The sequence below is a fragment of the candidate division WOR-3 bacterium genome (assembly GCA_039803925.1).
In the GTDB taxonomy this organism is placed as follows: domain Bacteria; phylum Hydrothermota; class Hydrothermia; order Hydrothermales; family JAJRUZ01; genus JBCNVI01.
On the sequence record JBDRZL010000001.1, the window covers coordinates 113,135 to 134,890 of the forward strand.

Annotated in this window: 16 protein-coding genes; 11 read left to right on the forward strand and 5 right to left on the reverse strand. The window is 30.1% G+C overall.

Features of this window, described 5'->3' with window-relative positions:
• Position 1: 1 nt before the first annotated feature.
• Positions 2–1,093: a GTPase HflX gene (hflX, locus tag ABIN17_00540; protein ID MEO0283548.1), complete on the reverse strand. Its 1,092-nt coding sequence runs from the start codon at positions 1,091–1,093 to the stop codon at positions 2–4.
• Positions 1,090–3,441, reverse strand: coding sequence for an endopeptidase La (gene lon, locus ABIN17_00545; protein MEO0283549.1), 2,352 nt, complete (start codon positions 3,439–3,441; stop codon positions 1,090–1,092). The genes hflX and lon overlap by 4 nt, the downstream gene beginning before the upstream one ends.
• 57 nt (positions 3,442–3,498) lie before the next feature.
• Here lon and ABIN17_00550 point away from each other — a divergent pair, with 57 nt between their 5' ends.
• The 5 genes from ABIN17_00550 to ABIN17_00570 all read left to right on the forward strand — a co-directional run bounded on the left by ABIN17_00550 (position 3,499) and on the right by ABIN17_00570 (position 8,296).
• Entirely contained in the window at positions 3,499–4,620 is a 1,122-nt protein-coding gene (locus ABIN17_00550; protein MEO0283550.1) for a fibronectin type III domain-containing protein, read from the forward strand.
• A 1-nt stretch (position 4,621) separates the two neighbouring features.
• On the forward strand, positions 4,622–5,407 hold the full coding sequence (locus tag ABIN17_00555; GenBank protein MEO0283551.1) for a hypothetical protein: 786 nt from the start codon (positions 4,622–4,624) through the stop codon (positions 5,405–5,407).
• Positions 5,404–6,225, forward strand: coding sequence for a hypothetical protein (locus tag ABIN17_00560; GenBank protein ID MEO0283552.1), 822 nt, complete (start codon positions 5,404–5,406; stop codon positions 6,223–6,225). Before ABIN17_00555 ends, ABIN17_00560 begins: the two co-directional genes overlap by 4 nt.
• Positions 6,222–6,890 carry a hypothetical protein gene (locus ABIN17_00565; protein MEO0283553.1) on the forward strand — a complete coding sequence of 223 codons (669 nt, stop codon included), beginning with the start codon at positions 6,222–6,224 and terminating at the stop codon, positions 6,888–6,890. The genes ABIN17_00560 and ABIN17_00565 overlap by 4 nt, the downstream gene beginning before the upstream one ends.
• 95 nt (positions 6,891–6,985) lie before the next feature.
• Complete coding sequence (locus tag ABIN17_00570) at positions 6,986–8,296, forward strand: hypothetical protein (GenBank protein ID MEO0283554.1); 1,311 nt, start codon at positions 6,986–6,988, stop codon at positions 8,294–8,296.
• On the opposite strand, the gene guaB is transcribed toward ABIN17_00570, so the two are convergent.
• On the reverse strand, positions 8,283–9,740 hold the full coding sequence (guaB, locus tag ABIN17_00575; protein ID MEO0283555.1) for an IMP dehydrogenase: 1,458 nt from the start codon (positions 9,738–9,740) through the stop codon (positions 8,283–8,285). The two genes, ABIN17_00570 and guaB, sit on opposite strands and share 14 nt — an antisense overlap.
• A gap of 24 nt (positions 9,741–9,764) precedes the next feature.
• On the opposite strand from guaB, the gene ABIN17_00580 reads away from it, so the two are divergent.
• Positions 9,765–12,782: a translocation/assembly module TamB domain-containing protein gene (locus tag ABIN17_00580; GenBank protein ID MEO0283556.1), complete on the forward strand. Its 3,018-nt coding sequence runs from the start codon at positions 9,765–9,767 to the stop codon at positions 12,780–12,782.
• A 2-nt stretch (positions 12,783–12,784) separates the two neighbouring features.
• Here ABIN17_00580 and ABIN17_00585 read toward each other — a convergent pair whose 3' ends face one another.
• Complete coding sequence (locus ABIN17_00585; protein MEO0283557.1) at positions 12,785–13,960, reverse strand: hypothetical protein; 1,176 nt, start codon at positions 13,958–13,960, stop codon at positions 12,785–12,787.
• Positions 13,945–14,601, reverse strand: coding sequence for a hypothetical protein (locus tag ABIN17_00590; protein MEO0283558.1), 657 nt, complete (start codon positions 14,599–14,601; stop codon positions 13,945–13,947). Before ABIN17_00590 ends, ABIN17_00585 begins: the two co-directional genes overlap by 16 nt.
• Before the next feature lie 39 nt (positions 14,602–14,640).
• On the opposite strand from ABIN17_00590, the gene mtnA reads away from it, so the two are divergent.
• Genes mtnA through ABIN17_00615 form a run of 5 tightly spaced genes read left to right on the forward strand, consistent with a single transcriptional unit; the run spans position 14,641 to position 21,697 of the window.
• Entirely contained in the window at positions 14,641–15,672 is a 1,032-nt protein-coding gene (gene mtnA / locus ABIN17_00595; protein MEO0283559.1) for an S-methyl-5-thioribose-1-phosphate isomerase, read from the forward strand.
• Complete coding sequence (locus tag ABIN17_00600; GenBank protein ID MEO0283560.1) at positions 15,662–15,922, forward strand: Lrp/AsnC ligand binding domain-containing protein; 261 nt, start codon at positions 15,662–15,664, stop codon at positions 15,920–15,922. The genes mtnA and ABIN17_00600 overlap by 11 nt, the downstream gene beginning before the upstream one ends.
• A complete protein-coding gene (locus tag ABIN17_00605; GenBank protein ID MEO0283561.1) occupies positions 15,919–17,652 on the forward strand; it encodes a FlgD immunoglobulin-like domain containing protein in 1,734 nt (577 codons plus the stop codon). Before ABIN17_00600 ends, ABIN17_00605 begins: the two co-directional genes overlap by 4 nt.
• The gene (locus ABIN17_00610; protein MEO0283562.1) at positions 17,646–18,917 is read left to right on the forward strand and encodes a hypothetical protein; all 1,272 of its coding nucleotides are present in this window, start codon (positions 17,646–17,648) and stop codon (positions 18,915–18,917) included. Before ABIN17_00605 ends, ABIN17_00610 begins: the two co-directional genes overlap by 7 nt.
• Positions 18,914–21,697, forward strand: a complete 2,784-nt coding sequence (locus ABIN17_00615; protein MEO0283563.1) for a tetratricopeptide repeat protein — start codon at positions 18,914–18,916, stop codon at positions 21,695–21,697. The genes ABIN17_00610 and ABIN17_00615 overlap by 4 nt, the downstream gene beginning before the upstream one ends.
• The last annotated feature ends 59 nt before the right edge of the window (positions 21,698–21,756 follow it).

The window sequence follows — 21,756 nt, forward strand, 5'->3', positions numbered from 1 at the left end:
TTTAAATTTTAATTTTACTTTTAAATTTTAAAGCATAAAATTTAATTTTGTCAAGAAGTAAATTTATATTTTCTCCTGTTTTTGCCGAGATGAAAACACATGGAGTATATTTATTCTTCAGATATACTTTCTCTTCCTCTTCAAAAAATAAATCATACTTGTTGAATACATAAATAGTATCCTTTTTTAAGACATTCATATCTTCAAGGATTTTATTTACAGATTTTATATGTTCTTCCTTCCTTGGATTCGAAATATCAACAACATGTAAAAGTAAATCTGCATCTTCTATTACTTTGAGTGTTGACTTAAAAGAATGAATAATGCTCAAAGGTATATCTTCTATAAAACCGACTGTATCACTTATAATGACAGGAACACTATCAATGTAAAATTTCCTTGTAAGCGCATCTAAAGTAACAAAGAGTGCATCTCTTGTTTCTGCTTTTTCCTTTGCAATTAAGTTTAGGATTGAGGTTTTACCTGCATTGGTATAACCAACTAAACATATTTTAAAAAAATTTTTTCTTTTTTTGCTCTGAACATTTCTTTGTTTTTCAATATCTTTTAATTTTTCCTTTAAATATTTTATTCTAAGCATTATGTTTCTTCTTTTCACTTCAAGAATTTTTTCACCTGGTCCCCTTGTACCTATACCACCACCAAGTCTTGAAAGCCATTGTCCCATTCCCCTTAATTTACTTAATCTGTATGTAAGTTGAGCCAGTTCAACCTGAATTTTTGATTCGCTTGTCTTAGCATGTTTTGCAAAAATATCCATTATTAACTCTGTTCTATCTATGACTTTAATTTTTAGAAAATTTTCAAGATTTCTTGTCTGTCTTGGTAAGAGATCACAACCAAAAATCACACTTAGAGCGCCATTTTTTTCAATTTTTTCTTTAATTTCCATTAATTTCCCTTTACCAATATAAAATTCTGGATCAATTTTATCTCTAAATTGTATAACTTCGGAAGTAATTATTGCTCCTGCTGATTTTACAAGACTTTCAAGCTCTTGTAATTTATAACTTGATGTTTCCTTTTCCTTGGGACTAAATACTGCAACTAAAACTGTTTTTTCTTCTTTCAAGATTTAAAGGAAACAATATGGGAAAATTCTCCTGATTTTATTTTATTCTTAATTAAATCTGGAAAAACTATATTGATTGCTTCATTTATAGTTTTAATATAACAAAAATCAATACCTTCTTTTAATTCTCTTCTCGCTTTTTTAACATCAGGTTTTGAATCCTCAGGAAGAAGAATTCTTTTTATTCCACCTCTTTTAGCAGCATTTATTTTTTCTTCAAGTCCGCCTATTCTTAAAACCTCACCAGTTAGAGTGATTTCACCTGTAAAGGCTGTATCAGAGGGTAATTCTTTTTTAATAAGTGCAGATAATATAGCAAGAACAATTGCTAACCCGGCTGAAGGTCCATCCTTTGGTATTGCTCCTTCAGGTATGTGTAAATGAATATCATATTTCTTGTGAAAATCTTTTGGTAAATTGTAAATTTTACTCATTGACCTTAAATAACTGACAGAAGCATAAACTGATTCCTTTAGAACATCCCCCAGTTGCCCTGTTAATGTTAATTCTCCCTTTCCTTCCATAAGTAAAACTTCAATTCTCATTATATCTCCACCATACTCTGTCCATGCAAGTCCATAAGCTACACCTGGTTTTAATTTTCTTTCACTTTCAATTGTTGTATATATTGCAGGTCCAAGAATTTTGGATAGGTCTTTTTTATCCACAGAGGTAGCTTCACCTTTCTCTACAAAATTTTTAGCAGCATATCTTATTACTTTGGAGAGTTTTCTTTCTAATTCTCTCACACCAGCTTCTCTTGTGTATTTTCTGATTATTTCAAGTATAGCACTATCTTCTATGGAAAAATACTTGGGATTTAAATTTACTTCTTCAAGTATTCTTTTAATAAGATGTTTTTTGGCAATCATCAATTTTTCAAATTCAGAGTAACCGGGTAAATTTATAATTTCCATTCTATCCCTTAAGGCAAGAGGAATTTTGTATAAGGAGTTTGCTGTTGTTATAAAGAGTACTTCTGATAAATCAAATTCAACTTCAAGATAATGATCAACAAAATGTTTGTTTACATCTGGATCGAGAACTTCCATAAGGGCAGCATAAGGATCACCCCTGTAGTCCATTCCCACTTTATCAATTTCATCTAAGAGAAAGACTGGATTTTTTGAGCCTGCTTTTTTTATGCCCTGAATTATTCTTCCAGGAAGAGCTCCTACATAGGTTCTTCTATGTCCCCTTATTTCAGCTTCATCCCTTATTCCTCCAAGGGACATCCTTACAAATTTTCTTCCAAGAGCTTTAGCTATTGATTTTGCAAGAGATGTTTTACCTGAACCTGGGGGTCCAACAAAACAAAGAATCTGTCCTGTAATTTTTCCCTTTAATTTTAAAATTGATAGGTATTCTAAAATTCTATTTTTTGGTTCAAAAAGACCATAGTGGTCTTCATCAAGAATTTTCTTTGCTTTTTTCAAATCAAGGGTATCTTTTGTTCTTTTGTTCCATGGCATTGAAATCAACCAGTCAAGATAGGTTCTTATAACAGCTGCTTCAGGTGAAATAGAAGGTGTTATTTCAAGTTTTCTGAGCTCTTTAAGGGCATGCTCTTTTACATCCTCTGGCATACCTGATTTTTCAATCTTTTCTTTTAATATTTGAATTTCATCTCCTTCTCTATATCCGAGTTCCTTTTGAATTTGCTTCATTTGCTCATGAAGAAATACTTGTTTCTGACTCTTCTGTAATTCTTCTCTTGTTTTTTCTTCTATTTCAATTTTTAATTTTCTGAACTCAATCTCTTCAATAATTTTTTTATTTAATTCTTCAAGATATTTAAGTAAATTATCAATTTCAAGAAGTTCCTGTTTAACTTCTGCTTTAACAGGGAGATGTGTTGAAACAAAATCTGCAATTTCTATTGGTTTTCTTTTTGAAAATAAATGAGCAAGAAGGTCCTCTGGAAATCCAGGTAAAAAACCTGTAAGGGTTCTGAAATTTTCTGTTATAATTCTTGCCAGCTGGTAAGCTCTTTCATTTTCAATTAAATTCCTCTCATAAATTTCAAACTCTGCTTCATAAAACTTTCCATTGAAAATAATGTTTAAAATTTTTACCCTTTCAATACCTTCTACAACAATTCTGTAATTTCCTTCCGGTGATTTAAATTCAGTTAAAACTCTTCCTAAGGTTCCAACAGTATATAAATCCTTTATTTCAGGATCATTAACAGAGGGGTCCTTCTGTGCTAAAAAAATGAGTTCTTTTTCCTTTATTTTTAAAGCTTCTTCAAGTGCATTTTTAGAAAACTCTCTTCCTAAAACAAGTGGATATATAGAGTTAGGAAAAAGCACAACTTCCCGCAGAGGAATTAAAGGTAATTTTCTCATAAATATAATTACTTCATTAATTTGATTTTTTCAAGATTATTTTATTATAATAAACTGATGTTAAAAATTTTTTTTATTTTCTCCCTTTTACCCCCTTCAGAGATAAAGGCATATGATGTTCCAAATGATGCTGGTGGAAGAATTTCAGTTGAATGGAATCTTTCTCCTGATGATTCCTTGATAGATTTTTATATTCTTTTTAGACAATATCAAAAAGAAGGAACCTGGGCTTTGCCTGAAACTGTCTCTATATTAAAAAAAGGTGAAAATTCTTTTACTGATCAAGGTTTAAAGAATGGTATTAGTTACAGATATTTTGTAAGAGCTGTTAAGGGTGGAGAATTTATAGATAGTGATTATTCCAATATAGCAATCCCATCTGCCCAGTGGTTTCATAAAAAAAGAGCAAGTGCCTTAATACTTTTGATTATTATTGTCAGCTTGCTTTTATTTTACATTGAAAAAGCTAAAAAAGGAGAACACCTTTATATAAGAAAAATAGCCGGTTTAGATGCTATTGATGAAGCAGTGGGAAGATCAACAGAACTTGGTAAACCTTTGCTTTTTTCTCTTGGTCTTGGAACAATTGCTGAAATACCAACTATAGCAGGACTTTCTATATTAAAAAGAGTTGCGAAAAAGGCAGCAGAATATGAAACTGATTTGATTGTTCCTTGTTTTGATCCTGTTGTTTTTGTTGCTGCTCAAGAGACAGTTAAGGAGGGATATTTAGAGGCAGGAAGACCTGACCTTTATAAAGAAGGAAATGTTTTTTTCCTTTCTTATGAACAATTTGGTTACGCTGCTGGTGTTGATGGAATAATGCTTAGAGAAAAACCTGGAGCAGTATTTCTTCAAGGATATTTCTATGCTGAATCTTTAATTTTGGCAGAAACGGGTAACTCAATTGGTGCTATTCAGATTTCAGGAACAACTGCAGTTACACAGCTTCCATTTTTTGTTGCAGCCACTGATTATACTCTAATTGGTGAAGAAATGTATGCAGCGAGTGCATATCTTGAAAAGGAACCCTTATCCCTTGCTACCATAAAGGGAGAAGATTGGGTTAAGGTTCTCCTAATTATTGTTATTTTAGCTGGTGTTTCTCTTGAAACTCTGGCTTTTTTTGTTAAAAACCCCTTTTTACATTTTTTAAAAGAATTTTTTACAATTTTATAGAATGAAAAAAGAAATACCTTTAATAATTACCTTTATATCAGGACTTTTACTTGTAATAGCTCTTTTTATACCCCATGAACCCTTTGGTAGTCTTCAGGAAAGATTTAATGATTGGTATATTATTGTTTCAGGTTTTACCCTAATTCTCGGTGTTGATTCTTTGCTTTTATACCACTACCGAAAAATAAAGAGAAAGGAAAAAGATGCTCCTTATTCAGTAATTCTTATTCTTAGTTTTGTTACAGTCCTTATATGGGGTATATATTCAGGAATAAAACATGGGAACCCTTTTGCTCCTACTTCTACTTTTTTGAGATACTTTTATACATACATTTTTGTTCCACTCGGTGCTACAATGTTTGCCTTACTTGCGTTTTTTATAGCCTCAGCAGCATATAGAGCCTTTAGAGCAAGAACGTTTAATGCAACACTTTTACTTATTTCAGCAGGTCTTGTTATGCTTGGAAGAGTTCCAAAGGGTGAAGAGACAATTCCTTATTTTATTGGAATAACCTTAATTTTAATAGCCTTGATATTTGCTCTTGAAGGAATTCAAAGAGTTAACCCTTACGAAAAAGCTTTATTTTTTGTTCTTTCAATTTTATCCTTAGGAGTAATTTTCCCTTTATCTATATTACTTAAAAAGTATCTGCCTTTTATAGCAGATTGGGTTATGAATATTCCCCAGCTTGGTGCTAAAAGAGGTATTTTTATTGGAATATCACTTGGAGCAATAGCGATGTCTATAAGGATAATTCTTGGAATTGAAAGGACTTATCTAAAATGAAAAATTTTTTTGAAAAATTAGCCAGGATTGATAGAAGAATTATATACTTAATTGTCTTTATCAGTGTTACAATTCCCTTACTTACACGAAAAGGATTTAAATTTGAGCCTCTTCAGGAAGTTAAAAATGCTTACGATTTTATTGAGAAATTACCTGAAGGTTCTGCTGTTATGATATCCATAGATTATGATGCAGCAAGTATGCCAGAACTCCAACCTCTTCTTGAAGTGGTTTTAACCCATCTTTTTAGAAATAATTTTAAAGTAATAATGCTTGGGCATTGGCCTCTTGGACTTCCTCTTGGTCAGATTGCCTTGGAAAAAGTTGCAAGGGAAATGCATAAAAAATATGGAGAAGATTATGTTTTTCTTGGTTATAGACCAGGAGTTGCGGCAGTTATTCTAAATATGGGAAAAGAGATAAGAGGGGTTTTTAATTCTGATTACAGGGGGAAACCTCTTGATTCAATACCATTAATGAAAAACATTCATAATTACAATGATATAGCTTTACTTATAGGTTTTGAAGCAGGAGCAACAGGAGATTACTGGGTTCAGTTTGGACAAGCAAGGTTTGGTTTAAAGATAATTCTTACATCAACAGCAGTTGTAGCTCCTGATATGTATCCTTATTATCAGGCTGGTCAGATTGTTGGTTTAATAGGGGGGTTAAGGGGGGCTGCTGATTATGAGATTCTTGTTAATAAGAAGGGATTTGCCTATGCTGGTATGACCGCACAGACAGTAATTCATATTATTATTATTGCACTTATTCTTTTAGGAAACATAGGATATTTTGCTTTAAGGAGACTAAAATGATTGATTTAATTTTTATGTGGATAGCTGCTGGTTTAACTCTTGCTATTTTTTCCTTTTTGTATAAAGATAATCCCTTCTATAAATTGGCCGAACATATTTATGTGGGCTCAGCAGCAGCTTTCTGGTTTTTATATTTATGGTTTTTTGATGTAGAGCCTAAAATACTTACACCTTTTAAACCACTTTTTAAAGAGTATGGATTTTTTAAAATGTTTTTACATTTTGGTCCAGAGCAATGGATTCTATTTATACCAATTACACTTTCAATATTTATGCTTTTAAGATTTATTCCACCTTCAGCATGGCTTTCAAGATGGTCAATAGCTTTTCTTGTTGGTATGGCTGCTGGTCTCGGAATAACAGGTTCTTTACAAGGTTATGTTATTCCACAAATCCAAGGCACTTTACTTCCGCTATACACGGGAGATCTTTTTAGTAGCTTTAATAACATAATAATAATTATTGCAACTGTTACAACCCTTATTTATTTCTTTTTCTCAAAAGAGCATAAAGGTCCACTCGGTATTTTAGCTAAAATAGGGATTACCTTTATAATGATTGCTTTTGGAGCATCATTTGGATACACAGTAATGGCTCGTGTTTCACTTCTTATAGGAAGAATACACTTTCTCTTATTTGAGTGGCTCTCCTTTTTATTTCGTTAATATTCTTTCAGATTTCACAAAGGGAATATCTTAACCTCAGGGAATCCTATTTAAATAATAAAAATTTTTTCAAACTTGAGGAGATTTCTTATAAAATGTTTAAAGGGAATAAGAGAAATTTACTTTATTTATCAGACCTTCTTATATCCCTTTCCTCTCAAAAAAAATCAAAAGAATTCAATAATTTTTCTGATACTCTTTTTAAATATTTTAAAGATCCATCTATTGTATACTCTGTTATAAAAACCTTGGAAAGATATGGTGAACCAATAGATCTTAAATTTTTAATTGAAAAATCAAGGAAAATTTTTAACACTTTAATGTTATATGAAAGAGAATATCTTTCTGTGCTTTTAAAATTAAAAAATTATGAAGATTTCTGGAAAGAATTTTTGAATATTAAGAATAAATCAGGATTTATGGATATTTTTCTTGATTATTTGGGAGTTTTGGATGAAAAATCCATAGAGAGAATATTTAGGGAAACAAAGGAGTATGGAATAAAAGAACTCTTTCCTATTTTTTTACAAGAATTTTCAAGGAGAAAAAAGTTTGATTATGTGATTGAAATTTACAGTTTGATAGGAAAAAAAGAAAAAAGGGATTCTTTAATAGTTTTTTTATATAAAAAAGATCCTATAAATTTTAAAAATTTTTTAGAAAAAAATTTAAATAATTGTGATAAATTAAACTTTTATTTAAAAATAGGTGATTATAGAAAGGCTTATAATTTAAAGGAAAAATGTAATGATGAAAAATTAAAGATTTTATCAGATTTATATTATTTTATTTTTTCAGAAAAAAAAGCAAAGGCTGAATCAGTTTTAGTAAATAATCTTTCAAAGATAAAAGAGGAAAAACTTGAGATAGGTAAAATTAATTATTATCTTGGTAATTATGAAATTTCTGATTCAATTTTAAAAAATTTTAATTATTTTGATATTTTACTTATAAGGTCTAAAATCAGTATCTATTTAGATAGAAAAGAAAAGGCAGATTCTTTGCTTTCAAAAGCTATCCTCAGGTATCCTGATGATGATGATATTTATAAAGCTTTATTCATATATTACCTTTTGAAATTTGAAAAAAAAGAAGATATCAAAATGATTATAAAGATAAATGAAAAAATAGAAAACAATTTTGATTTTGAAATAAAGGAAAATATAGGTGAAAAATGGAAAAATTATTTTAATTTAAAAAATAAAGTTAAAAATGCAGAATTTTTTGAAATAAAAGATACTCTTCTTGATGAAAATTTAATTGCAAGTTTATATTTTGAGGGTTATAAAATTTCACTTCAAAAAGGGAAAAAAGAAGAAGCCAAAAATTTTCTAAAATATATTATAGATAATTTTAAAGATTCCTTATTTTTTACAGTAGCACAGAGAAAGATCAGAGATATTTAGGAGGTTCGTAATTTGGTGCTTCTTTTGTTATTATAATATCATGTGGATGACTTTCTTTTAATCCAAAGGGACTTATTATTACAAACTTTGATTTTCTTCTTAATTCTTTAATATTTTTGGCTCCAATGTAACCCATTCCAGCTCTAACTCCACCTGCAAGCTGAAAAAGGACATCTCGGACAGAGCCCCTATATGGAACCATTCCTTCAACTCCTTCAGGAACAAACTTTATAGCCTTATCCTGGAAATATCTATCCCTTGAACCTTTTTTCATAGCAGAGATTGAACCCATTGCTCTATATGTTTTATATCTTTTTCCCTCATGTATTATAATTTCACCCGGGCTTTCCTCAGTTCCTGCAAGAAGGTTTCCCATCATTACACAATCTGCACCAGCTGCAAGGGCTTTTACAATATCTCCTGAGTAACGAATACCTCCATCAGCTATTATAGGTATTTTATATTTTTTAGAAACTTTGAAACACTCCATTATAGCTGTAAGTTGTGGAACTCCAATACCAGCAATAACTCTTGTTGTACATATTGATCCAGGTCCAATACCTACTTTAATTCCGTCTACATCTATTTTGGCAAGATCTTCTGTTGCTTCTGGAGTTGCTACATTTCCAACAACAAGTTCTACTTCTGGATGTTTCTTTTTTATTAGGTTTGCTACATCAATAACTCTTTTTGAATGGGCATGTGCGGTATCAATAACAATCACATCAACTTCAGCCTCTAACAATTTATAAAACCTTTCTTCCCAATCATCCCCTGTGCCAATTGCAGCTCCAACTCTTAATCTTCCCTTATCATCAATATTCGCATTAGGATGCTCAATTTTTTTTGATAAGTCTTTAAGAGTAATTAATCCCTTAAGTTTCCCATTATTATCAACGACTGGCAATTTTTCAATTTTATTTTCTATAAGAATTTTATGTGCTTCTTCTACTGTAATACCCTCTCTGCCAGTTATTACATTCTTTTTCATAATTTTTTCAATAGCAATTTTTGAATTTTCTATATACCTTAAATCTCTTTTTGTTACTATCCCAACGAGAGTTTTGTCTTTTTTAACTATGGGAATACCCGATATATTATATTTTTCCATTACTTCTTTTGCCTTTTCAACTTTTTCTTCTGGTGGAAGAGTTATTGGTTCCTTTATAAACCAGCTTTCATACCTTTTGACTCTTATTACTTCTTCTTTCTGCTCATCAGAGCTAATATTTCTGTGAATTATTCCTATTCCACCCTCTTGTGCCATTGCAATTGCCATTTGAGATTCAGTCACTGTATCCATAGCAGCTGATACAAAGGGAAGATTAAGCTCTACATTTCTTGAAAATTTTGTTTTTAGATCAACTTCATGGGGCAAAACATTACTTTTGCCTGGTAATATTAAAACATCATCAAAAGTTAAAGCTTTTTCAAAATTTCTCATTTTTATTTATAATATAAAATTGAAATGAAAGTCAAAAGGTTTTTGATATTTTTTCCGGTTTTAATCTTTATCTGGATTTTAATCTATATTTCTTATAACTTTGCAATATGGAAAACTAAAAAGGATATAGAAAAGAGATTGGAAGAATTTTTAATGGAAAATGTTGAAATAGAGGAATCATTTATAAATCTTTCTGGTTTTTCTTTTAAAAATTTAAAAACAAGGTGGTTTCAAATTGAAAGATTTAATCTTGATTTCAATCTTTTTGCACTTGTTTTTTTTAAAAATGCAGGATCGCTTGATGTTGAGTATGTAGAATTTAACCTTGATTCCCTAATAAGTTTTGTAAATAAAAAGTTAAAATTAGAGAAAAAAGAGGAGAAAGAAAGGATAGGAACTTTAATTTTATTTATTGATAATGCTTTAATTAGAAAAATTAAATTGACTTATAGAAACCGTGAATATTTCTTAGAAAATTTTAAATTTTCATTAAATATACAAGGAAGGGAATACCAGTTTAAAACTTTTTTTACTTCTCCCACTATTTATAACCTTACATGCGAACTAAGCATTTTAGGAAAAGGAAAATATGTTAGAATTTTTACAAAAAACTTTAGAAGCGAACTTTTTGACTTCAATTTAAAGGCGGATCTAAAGGAAAGAGATTTTTTGATAGTACTAAATGATTCTAAGATAAAAAATTATTTTGTAAAAAATGCTAACATAGAGGGAAGCTTTGATGGAAATGTTATAGAAATTAAAAAAATGGATATTATGTCGGATATTTTAAATATAACCACAAATTTTAAGTTTAAGGATAATACTCTTAAGGGTTTCTTACAGGGTTCTTTTGTTTTTGATGGTATTAAATCGAGCATTAAAAGTGATTTTTTTATTGATATTAAAAGGGAAACTTTTTCTGGGGATATTTTATTAACTGATTTTATTTACAGGGATTTTAAATTTAATAAAATTTTTTACAGAGGAAGTATATATAAAAATTTTTACTTTGACCCAGATTCTTTTGATATAAGGTCAGATTTTTTAGAGAGTTATGGAAAAAAGGGGGATGGAGATATAACCTTTAAAATTGAGAAAATTTCTCAAGAAATATTGAATAAGTTAAATTTCTTGAATTTTATTGATAATTTTGATTTAAAAGCAACAGGAATACTTAAAATAAAAGAAAAAGATTTTGATATTATAGCACAGGGAATTTTTAAAGATATTTTGATTAAAGATTTTCTAATAGATACTCTTAATTTTACTTGTTCAAGAAATGAGGGAATTAATAGTGTTAATTTTTATTCCAAAGAGTTAAATTTTAAAGGTGTTAAAATGTCTTTAGATTTATTAGGACTACTTTTTTCTGATTTTGACAGTATAAATTTTATTTTAAAGGGAATTTTTCCTTTTTTAGGTAGTATTGAAGAAGAGGGATTTTTTATTAAAAAGGACAAAAGGGAAAAGATTAAATTAAGTAATGGATATTTATCTTTGAGTCCTTCTATTGATATTTCATTTGATTCGCTAAAATTTTTAAATGGGTTTTCAAAAATAAAAAAGGAAAATGAACTTTTTTATTTTAATCTTAAGGGGGGTGATTTGTCCTATATTCCTTTTCTGGATTTGAAAGGAGAATTAAGCTCTCAAGTTAGATTTAAAATAGAAGATAATTTTTTTGTTTTAGTAGATGGTAAAATAAATGTTAAGAATTTATTTTATAAATTTTTAAACATAGATACCTTTAATTTTTCTTTTATAAGTAGTAAAGATTCAATCAAAGGCAATGGGTATTTCATAAGTAATAAAAAAACTGGTAAGTTGAATTTGGATTATCATAAAGGAAATTACAATTTTGAAATATATGGAAATGACTTTAGTATTAATGACTTTAATATTTTTGTAAAAGACTTATTTAATCTTGAAAGGGGTGATTATGATTTTAATTTTAAAGGAAATATAAAAAATAATAAATTTGATTATATTGCTGAGGTAAATTGTGAAAATGTTTCTGGTGTATTTTATCCAGTTGCTTTGAATTTTACCAATATTCATATTTACCTTGTTTTCAGAAATGATACTTTTCTTTATGATTTTACTGGATTAAGTGGAAATGGGAGATTAAGAGGAAGTGGTATAGGAAAACTTGGTCTTGATGGAAACGGTTTTAGTGTTAGTGGTAAGGTGAGCTTAAAAGAAGTTGATATTTATCCCATACCAAATATAGAGGCTGATGTAAATGGTGAGATAGTTTATAAAGAGGATCAGAGAGGTCTTTATATAGAGGGTGATCTTTTGATAAATAAAGCTTTTATTTATCCATATTTTGAAGAAGAGGCTTTAAATAGATTTTCTAAAACGAGTATAAATTTAAACCTAAAGGGAGAAAACATTTTTATAACAAGTGAATATTTAAATGCTGAATTGAGAGGTAATCTTTCTATTTTATCTCCTGATTTTACGAGGAAAGTTTTTAAAGGAAGGTTTGATGTCAAAAGGGGAAATATTTTTTATTTGGGAAGAATTTTTGATATAAGGGGAAATTCTTATGTGGAATTGAAAGGTGAGGATAAGTTTGATCCAGAGCTTTTTATTGAGGCTGAAACCTATTATTTTAATCCTATAAATAGAGAGAAAGTAAAAATTATAGTAATAACAAAAGGTAAATTATCTGCACCTGAATTTTCTTTAAGATCTGATCCTCCAATTTATACTGAAACTGAGTTATTTAAGATGCTTACCTTTGGTTCAGAATTAATTGGCTCAACCATTATTGAAGGGACAGTTTCTACGGAAATTAGGAAAAGGTTAAAAATTAAAGAACTCTTAATAACAGGTCTTTTAAAAGGTGATCCTGTATTTACTGTTGGAACATATGTTAGTGAAAAGGTATATCTTAAATACTCTCAAGCACTTTATAATCCTTCGAGGAATCTTTATCTTATAAAATATTTTATTTTACCTACTCTTTCAATTTATACAGAAAAAGATGAAAAAGGTAGTTTACAAAGTGGTTTAGAATTGGAATTCCGTTTTTAAATCTATTTTCTAATTTTGAGGTCTGAAGCTATTGTATCAAAAAATTCTCCTATGAATTTTAATCTTTCATCATTTCTTATTCTATCAGAAAATTCAAGGAAATATATAAGTAGGATACCAAAAAATAAAGACAAAAATAACCCTCCAAGTAAAACTATAATTCTTTTTGGTTTTCTGTTATACTTTGAATACCCTGGCTTTGAGACTATGCTGAAAAATGGAATATCCTTCGAGGCTTCAATTTTTGTGTTTTCAAGTTCATTCAAAAGATTCTGATATACTCTTGAAAGAGCTTCATCTTTTCTCCAAAGTTTCATTAATTTAACACTTACTTCTGGTACTGTTTTGAGTGAAAGTCCGAATCCAGCTCCAAATCCTCTATTAATTTCTCCTTTTTCTATATTTTCTATTTCTTTTTTAAGTTCATAGTAATTCTTTTTAGCTCTTTTAACTTCCACATTATTTGTGTCCTTTATTACCGAGAGAATTGTTTTATAATCAATTTCTGCTTCAATTTCCATCTTTTTCAGTTCTGCGTATTTTGGAAAGATACCTTTGAATTCCTCTTCAATATTATGTACCTTATATTTCAATTTTATTGTTTTTAATGTATCCTCAATTGCTTTTAATTCGCTTTCAATAGCCTTAAATCTCTCCCTTAACAAATTTTCTCTTTTTTCATAAAACTGGTTGTGAATTTTTTTTACAAAATTTTCAAGATTATTTAATATTTCATTTAAAACTTTAACTCCTGTTTCAGGATGTTTATAAACAAAAGTAATATTTACCATTCCATCTTCAGCCACTTTAACTTCGTAATGATTATTAAACTTTTTAACTGCCTCTTCTATATCTTTTGCCTTAAAAGTATCAATAAGTTTTAGTTTTATGATCATTGGAACTATAACTTCTTCTTTTTTGGCAAGAGAAGCAAGGATATCTGAAGGAGTTATAAAGGTTCCGAAACTAATAGGTATGTTTTCAAGTAATCTTAAATATTCAGAAGGTAAAGTTTGACCCTTTGCTTCAATCTGGTAGGGCATTAAAGTAGTACTTATAATATATTTTCTTGGTATAAAGAAGGAGACAATTAAAACAGTTAGTGTTGAAAGTATAAAGAATATATAAAAAACTTTTCTCCATTTTAAAAAAGTTTCAAATATTATTTTGAATCCCATAGTATTATTATGTCCCCATCTTCTAAATAAGGGTTTTGAGAGAGATCACCTGTTTTAAAGTATTTTTCCATTTGAAGTGTATCAATTTTACTATTTCTTTTTAAAAGAACAAGTTTAACTTCATCATTAATACCTGCTTCTTTTAAAAATTCTGAAACTCTTTTTAAACTTTCAAAATGATAAACTCCTCTTTTACCTTTTTCTCCTACTAAATGAATTTCAATTGGTGCAATTTCAGCAAGATAGACTTTTGCTATGGTTCCTTCAAACTTTTCTTTTATTTTTTTATTTATTTCTTCTTCAATTTCCTTTAAAGTTTTACCGTCAACTTTAAAGAAACCGAGGTTGGGGCCACTTACTTCTGTAAGGGGTTCTGTAAGGGGTGAAGATGAAAATTTCAATGATGTTGGTGTTGTAATTATCCAGATTTCACCTGTATTAGTAACCTGCTGAATATAAACTTGATTATAGGTCCCAAAAAAAATTATATGGAGGATATCTCCTTTTCTTATTTTATAGTTTTCAGGAACCATATAAGCCTTTGAACTTGAAATATAAGGGATAAATTTTGAGGGAACTTCATAATATATTATTTTCTGTGTTTCTGATGTAATTTGAGCGATGAAAAATAATAAAATCATAGGTAGATTTTATGAAAAAATTTTTCTTAAAATCAAAAAATGAGAAATATTCCAGATCCCTTAATTTTTAAAAATAATTCTCTTTTAATACTTGACCAAAGAAAGCTTCCTCAAAAGGAGACTTATTTTGAGGCAAGAAGTTATTCTGATGTTAAAAAAGCAATTAAAGAAATGATTTTAAGAGGTGCTCCTTTAATTAGTATTGCAGGTGCTTATGGAATTTTACTTGGACTCAGGAGGAATTTTAAAATTGATAGTTTTTATAAAATGAAAGATGAACTTCTTTCTTTAAGAAAAACAGCCTATAATTTGAATTTTATACTTTCTATTTTAGAAGAATTAATTAAAAAAGGTGCAGGATATAAAGAACTTTTAAAAGAAGTTGAAAGAATTTTTGAGGAAGAAAAGGAAAGATGTGAGAAAATAGGTGAAAACGGATATAAGATATTTAAGAGTAATAAATATAAGAGAATTCTAACGCATTGTAATACAGGAAAACTTGCTACAGGAGGTATTGGAACTGCTTTAGGTGTTATATATAAATCACGGAAAAATATTGAACATGTTTATGTGACTGAAACAAGACCTTATTTCCAAGGAGCAAGATTAACTTCTTATGAACTACATAAATCTAAAATTCCTTTTACAATTATAATTGACAGCATGGCATCTTTTCTGATGTTAAAGAGTGAGATTGATGCAGTTATAGTTGGTGCTGATAGAATAACAGAAGATGGGTATGTTGCAAATAAAATAGGAACTCTTTCACTTGCTATTTCAGCAAAGGAATATGGTGTTCCTTTTTATGTTGCAGCTCCAGTATCTACCATAGATTTTAAATTAAGAGGCATGCAAAATATTCCAATTGAGACAAGAAGTGGGGAAGAAGTTAGAGGATGGGGAAAAACAAAATGGGTCCCCAAAGATTATAAAATTCTTTATTATTCTTTTGATTTAACTCCTCCTAATTTAATAAAATACATAATTACTGATTTAGGAAATTTTAAACCTGAAGAAATAAAAATGGTTCAAATCCAACAAAAAAGGGAGGAGTTTTTAAATGCCAAATAAGCATTATGCTTTTGTTTTAATAAAAGTTCAACCTGGAAAAGTTCCTTCTGTTGCTCAAAAGCTTTATAATATAAATGAAGTAAGGGAGATTTTTATGGTTACAGGTCCTTTTGATATTCTTGCAATTGTTGAGACTGATAGCTATGAAAGACTCGGTGATATACTTGCAGAAGAAATTCAAAAAATTCAGGGAATAGAAGAGACACAGACTCTTATGGCTTTCAGAACATATAAATATTTAGAAAGATGAAAAAAAAATTTTTTTTAAATTTTTTTCTGAGTTTTTTTCTTAATGCTACAATAACAAATTTTGTAATTACTCCTTCTAATTTTACAGTTGGTGATATTGTGACTATTTCAGTGACAGCTGATCAGGACGGTCCTATTTCCTTTTTTATTGCAAATAGTAACAATTTAATTTCGCCAAATACTGGAAATATAATAGGAGGAGTCTATCAAGGTCAACATAGAATTTTTAAAGCAGGTAGAGATTCAGTTTATGTAGCAGGTATACCAGGTAATGCTTATAGTAATTCTTTTCTGGCTAATCCAAAACCCCCAAACAGAATTTTATTATTATTCAATACCCAAAGTCATCTTCCGGGAGACAGTTTGAATAAGGGGAGAGGTTCAATTAATTTACCAATTTTTCAAGTTGGTCAGAATGTAAATTTCACTATAAAACTTACAGATATATATTATAATGAAAGTTCATATTCAGATACTTTAAATGTAAACCTTTATACAGATGACCCTCATGCAACTATTTCAAATACAATTTCTTTCTTACCGGGTGAAACTTCAAAAACTTTTTCCGCAGTTTTCAGGAGAGCAACAATGCCTTACCAGTTTACTCCCTCTGATAAAAGAATATTAATGGGGGTTCCAAGCAATCCCAATTTTAGAGGAGATACTGTTAGATTTAACACAAATTCTCCTTATTTTCATGTTCAGGCAGGTAATTATTCAAAACTTCTGATACTGGAAAATTGGGATTCATCAGGTATAAGGATAAGTGAACAATTTGATCCGGGAAATTCAAATTCTGGGAAGATTCAGAAACTTAAACCTCACCCCTCTGGTTCAAATTTTTGGCTTGAAGCACTTGCTTGTGATTATTATTACAATAGGGTTGTTGGAAATAATCTTCAGGTTACCTTAGAGTTTGAAACACCACTTCCACAGGGTAGCTCTGTTACTCCTAATATTATTAATTTAAATGATGGAAGAGACACCTTTACTATGAATATTTCTACTTCTGGTCTTTATTCTTGCTATTTGAATGATAGTGGAAACAGCATACAAAGTAGGGAAGAATTACTTGATATAAGAGGAAGCTTTTATAATATAACGGTTGACCCTGATACAATTCTTTCCTGTACTCAACTTTTTAGATTTATTGTAAGATATTATGATGCTTCAGGTAGTCAAACAAACTCAAATCATAAGATTTTTTTAACTCCTGTTTTTTCTACGAATTTGAACCAGCGAGCCTCAGGTTTTCTTTCTGATTCACAAATTCAGTTAAATCAGGGTATTGTGGATATTTATCTTAGATATTGCACACAGGCTTCAAATGAGGTAATAAAGATAAAAGTGACTGATGAGATTGGAACAGCACCCTTTTACTCAGAACCCATATATGTTAATAGTTTTGTATCCATGGGTGATACTTTTATAGTGTATCCTAACCCTTTTGGTAATGTTGAGTATGGGGGGGTAAAATATGAACAGCTTAAAATAGAGTTTTACCTTCCGGAACCATCAGATGTTGAAGTTTTTATTTATGATTTATTTGGTCACCCGGTGAGAAAATTTAAACTTTTGACACTTACATCCGGCAAACATGTTATAACCTGGGATGGAAAAAATGAATCAGGTAAAAAGGTTGCAAGTGGTGCTTATGTTTTAATTCTCAATGCAGTAAAAGGTGCAAGGACTGTTTATAAAAAAAGAAAAACAATTTCTGTGATATGGTGATTATAAATTTTTTAAATTTGATTATTTTCGGAACCTGGGGAGTCCCGGGTTCCTTTATGCTTCATGCTCCAACAGCAAGAATTTTTTCACTTGGTTCATCATATACAGCACTCACAGGAGATCCTGCTTCAATTTATTACAATCCTGCAGGAATTGCTGAATCAAATCCCCAGGAAATTCAATTTTCACAGAGCCCTTTACCACTTGGTGGACAGTATGGCTGGTTATCCTATGTTAGACCAACTTTGAAAATTGGAAGTTTTGGTTTTGCTATATTATTTATCAATTCAGGTAAAACACAAATTGTGGATCCAGATGGAAGATTTGGAGGAAATTTTAACGATTTTGAATCTGCACTTTATTTTTCCTATGCAAGGGAATTTTCAAAATATCTTGATATGGGATTGTCGTATAAATTACTTTATAAAACTATTTCAAGGTATGCTTCAATGGGTCATTCCTTTGATTTTGGATTTATAATTCTTCCTGAAAATATTTATAAAATAGGTCTATCTCTTGTTAATGCAGTAAATGTTCCTTACAAACTTATTGAGGAATCCGAGGAAATTCCATTAACTTTAAGAGCTGGATTATCATCAAATCTATTTGAAGGGAAATTGAATTTGCTTTTAGACTTTTTCTCTATTACTGGCTGGAATGAGAACTTTTATTCTTTTGGGATAGAATATTACCCGATTGACTTATTTTCTTTAAGAATAGGAATTTCGAAGTATAATTTCACAGCAGGTTCAGGTGTTTTCCTTAAATTACCCGGTAAGAAAATAGGAATTGATTTTGGTGGTGCTTATCAGTATGAGAGTAATGGTTTATTTCCCTTGACAGGTTTTATAACCCTATGGTTTCAATTTGCTGGCTTTAGAGTTGAGGTTTCTCCTAATGTTAGGGTATTTTCGCCGAGGTCAAGAGAGAACAATATTTTAAGAATAGACCTTTTTACACAAACAAAGCATGAAATTGAAAAATGGCAATTTGTTATTAAAGATTCTAAAGGAGAAATAAAGAGAATTTATAAGGACTTTGGAGAACCTGCTAAGGAACTTTTATGGGATGGAAGAGATGACCTTGGAATTCTTGTAAGTGATGGATCCTATTATTATGAATTTAGAGTTGTTCAAAAGGACGGAAGCGTCTTAACTGATTCAGGATTTCTTGCGGAGGTAAAAACCCTGGGTCCAAAAGGTGAAATTTTTTATAGAGAAAAGGGTAAGGTTCCAGAAGAAAAAGAAGAAATTGAACAAAAATGATTAATACAATCTTAAAACTATTTTTTATAGGTATTTTATTTTCTCCTCAGGAAATTAAGCTGATTGAAGATGCAGAAACACTTTTTCATGAAGGTTTATACCAGGATGCTATCCAGATGTATGAAAAGGTCCTGAAAACAAATTTAGGAAAAGAGATGAGAAGAGAAATTTTTTACAGGATTGGTGAATGTTATTTCAATCTTGGAGATTATCAAAAATCCCTTAGTATATTTGAAAAATTGGAGGAAGAATCCTTTAAAACCTATATTTATCCAGAGGTTTTATATGCACTTGGAATTATTCACCTTGCTTTAGGCCATTATGATAAAGCAAAATTTTATCTGATTGAAAAGATAAAAGATTTTCCTTCTTATGTGTCAGATATAAGAGTTAATGAAGGTCAGGGTATTTATTATTTTACTCAAGAAATTTATGAAAGTTCTTATGAAAAATTAAAGAATGCAATAAGTGGAGTGGGAATTTTCTATAAGGGAATGACACTTGCAAGATTGGGAAGACCGGTAGATGCTCTTAAAGAATTTAAGAAAATTCAGATTTTATATCCTTTTACTCCACTTGCAGAATATGCTGCGTATGTTTCAGGAGAAGCAATGTTTATAAATAATGATTTCACAGGTGCTTTAAACCTTTACCAAAAATTTATTGAATCTTTTGGTACTTCCCCCCTTGTTGACTATGCAAAATATAAAATAGGCGTTTGCCTACTTCATTTGGGGAATAAAGCACAAGCTCTTACATATTTAAATTCCCTTCTTGGTCACCCTGATGAAATTCTTGTTGCACACTCCTATTTGATGGGAGGAATTGTTTTAAGGGAAATGGGGGACTATGAAAAGGCAATTAAGTATCTTTTAAAAGCAGCTTTTGATTTCCCACAAGTTGGTTCAGCCCCACTTGCTCATATGGAACTTGGAAAAACATATTTATTGACAGGTAATAAGGAACAAGCCTTAATAACTTTTAAACAACTTTCAAACACTTATATGACAGGTGAATTTTCTGGTATAGGAGATTATCTTACAGCAAGTATTTTATACAGGGATAAAAGGATACTTGAGGCCCAGTTTCAGCTTGAAAATTTGATTAAATATTATCCAAAGTCATACATTTTGCCTGCTGCATATGTTCTTTTATTAAAATGTATGATTGATTCAAGAGAAACAAAAGAAGCAATAGTTAGAGGAGAAGAATTTTTAAAAAGTGATATTTATAAACTTGATGGAATAAATAATAGCTACGCTGAGAAATGGATTGCAAGGCTAAAATTGATGCTTGCTGAAGCTTACTATGAAGAAAAAGACCTTGAGAAGGCTACAAAATACTATGAAGAATTAATTGAGAGTGGAGACCCTGATATTATGGCAGAGGTTTTTAATGGTCTTGGCTGGTGTTATCTGGAAAGTGAAAGATATGATGCAGCAATTCAAAAATTTGATGTTGTTATATCTTCATATCAAAAAGATACACTTGCACTTACTTCTTCCCTTTTTGGTAAAGGAGTGGCAATTTATAATTCTTGTGCTCTGTTGCAGGATGAATCACAGAGAGGAGATAGGTTTAAAAGTGCGGCGTTTACTTTTAAAGATGTTGTCAGGTTTTATCCTTCATCTTTCCTTGCACCAGCGGCTTTATTCTATGCTGGTGATGCTTTTGCAAAAGCAAATCTTTATGGAAATGCAGTTCAGGAATGGGAGGCAGTTCTTTCAGAGTATCCGGGTACAAAATATGCTGGATATGCTGCCTACTGGCTTGGTGATACTTATTTTAGAGCAGGTGAACTTGAAAAAGCTGTATCTTATTTCAGAATTCTACTTGAACAGTATCCTGAAAATGATCTTGTGAGAGAAGGTTATTTAAGGCTTGCTTCAACCTATTACACGATGAAGGATTATGATAATGCAAGAGATATATTAAAAAAGTTTCTTTCAGTTTTCCCGGATGATTCTCTGGTAAAAGATGCTAAATCACTTTTAGAACAGGTTTATTATTTTAAATCTGAAAAGGAGCCTGAAAGAATTGAGGATTATGCAAAGGAATTTCCGGAAAGTGAACTTCTTGCTCAGAGACTTTATAATGAAGCAGTTACACTTTACAATAATAAAAAATACGAGGATGCGATTGAAAAAGCAAAGAGGGTTATACTATTGTTTCCATCATCTATTAATGCGGCAGAGGCTCAAAAAATTGTTATTGCTTCTTACGGTTCATTAAATAACTTTAAAGCAATGGCAGAAGAAGCTGAGAGATTTGTCCAGTATTTTCCTGAACATGAAGAGGTTCCGACAATGTTAAAAGTTGAAGCCCAGGGTTTGATTCAGGAAGAAAATTATGTAAAGGCAAATGAAGTTCTTGATAAACTGATTAGAAACTATTCTTCTTCTCCTGCTGCAAAGGAAGGTATTATTTTAAAAGGTGAAGTTTTACTCAATCTCGGTAAGCTGAGAGAAGCTATTAAAACTCTTGAAGAGAGTTCTCCGACTGAAGAATATGCATCAAGATATTATTATCTTTTAGGAGAGGCTTATAATAAACTTGGCCAGATTGATAAAGCCATAAGTTATTATTTATCACTTTTAAAATTCGGGGATATAGATGATATTTATAGAATAAAAGGTTTATATACTTTGGCAAGTCTATACCAGATTAAGGGTGATTCAAGAAATGCTGCGCAAATTTATGAAGCAATAGCGAAGGTAACAAGTGACCCAGCTATAAAAGAGGATGCTCTATCAAGAGCAAATCTTTTGAAGAAACAATGAGTTCAATTCTCTATAAGAAAAAATTTATTTTAAAATGATACTCGGACAACCTATATTAA

What these genes read in the sequence shown, in the direction of transcription:
- ABIN17_00570 (MEO0283554.1), top strand. Translation starts at nt 6,986, where the DNA reads ATGTTTAAAGGGAATAAGAGAAATTTACTTTATTTATCAGACCTTCTT.
- mtnA (MEO0283559.1), top strand. Translation starts at nt 14,641, where the DNA reads ATGAGAAATATTCCAGATCCCTTAATTTTTAAAAATAATTCTCTTTTA.
- lon (MEO0283549.1), bottom strand. Translation starts at nt 3,441, where the DNA reads ATGAGAAAATTACCTTTAATTCCTCTGCGGGAAGTTGTGCTTTTTCCT.
- guaB (MEO0283555.1), bottom strand. Translation starts at nt 9,740, where the DNA reads ATGAGAAATTTTGAAAAAGCTTTAACTTTTGATGATGTTTTAATATTA.
- ABIN17_00560 (MEO0283552.1), top strand. Translation starts at nt 5,404, where the DNA reads ATGAAAAATTTTTTTGAAAAATTAGCCAGGATTGATAGAAGAATTATA.
- ABIN17_00590 (MEO0283558.1), bottom strand. Translation starts at nt 14,601, where the DNA reads ATGATTTTATTATTTTTCATCGCTCAAATTACATCAGAAACACAGAAA.
- ABIN17_00600 (MEO0283560.1), top strand. Translation starts at nt 15,662, where the DNA reads ATGCCAAATAAGCATTATGCTTTTGTTTTAATAAAAGTTCAACCTGGA.
- ABIN17_00610 (MEO0283562.1), top strand. Translation starts at nt 17,646, where the DNA reads ATGGTGATTATAAATTTTTTAAATTTGATTATTTTCGGAACCTGGGGA.
- ABIN17_00585 (MEO0283557.1), bottom strand. Translation starts at nt 13,960, where the DNA reads ATGGGATTCAAAATAATATTTGAAACTTTTTTAAAATGGAGAAAAGTT.
- ABIN17_00565 (MEO0283553.1), top strand. Translation starts at nt 6,222, where the DNA reads ATGATTGATTTAATTTTTATGTGGATAGCTGCTGGTTTAACTCTTGCT.
- ABIN17_00615 (MEO0283563.1), top strand. Translation starts at nt 18,914, where the DNA reads ATGATTAATACAATCTTAAAACTATTTTTTATAGGTATTTTATTTTCT.
- ABIN17_00580 (MEO0283556.1), top strand. Translation starts at nt 9,765, where the DNA reads ATGAAAGTCAAAAGGTTTTTGATATTTTTTCCGGTTTTAATCTTTATC.
- ABIN17_00550 (MEO0283550.1), top strand. Translation starts at nt 3,499, where the DNA reads ATGTTAAAAATTTTTTTTATTTTCTCCCTTTTACCCCCTTCAGAGATA.
- ABIN17_00555 (MEO0283551.1), top strand. Translation starts at nt 4,622, where the DNA reads ATGAAAAAAGAAATACCTTTAATAATTACCTTTATATCAGGACTTTTA.
- ABIN17_00605 (MEO0283561.1), top strand. Translation starts at nt 15,919, where the DNA reads ATGAAAAAAAAATTTTTTTTAAATTTTTTTCTGAGTTTTTTTCTTAAT.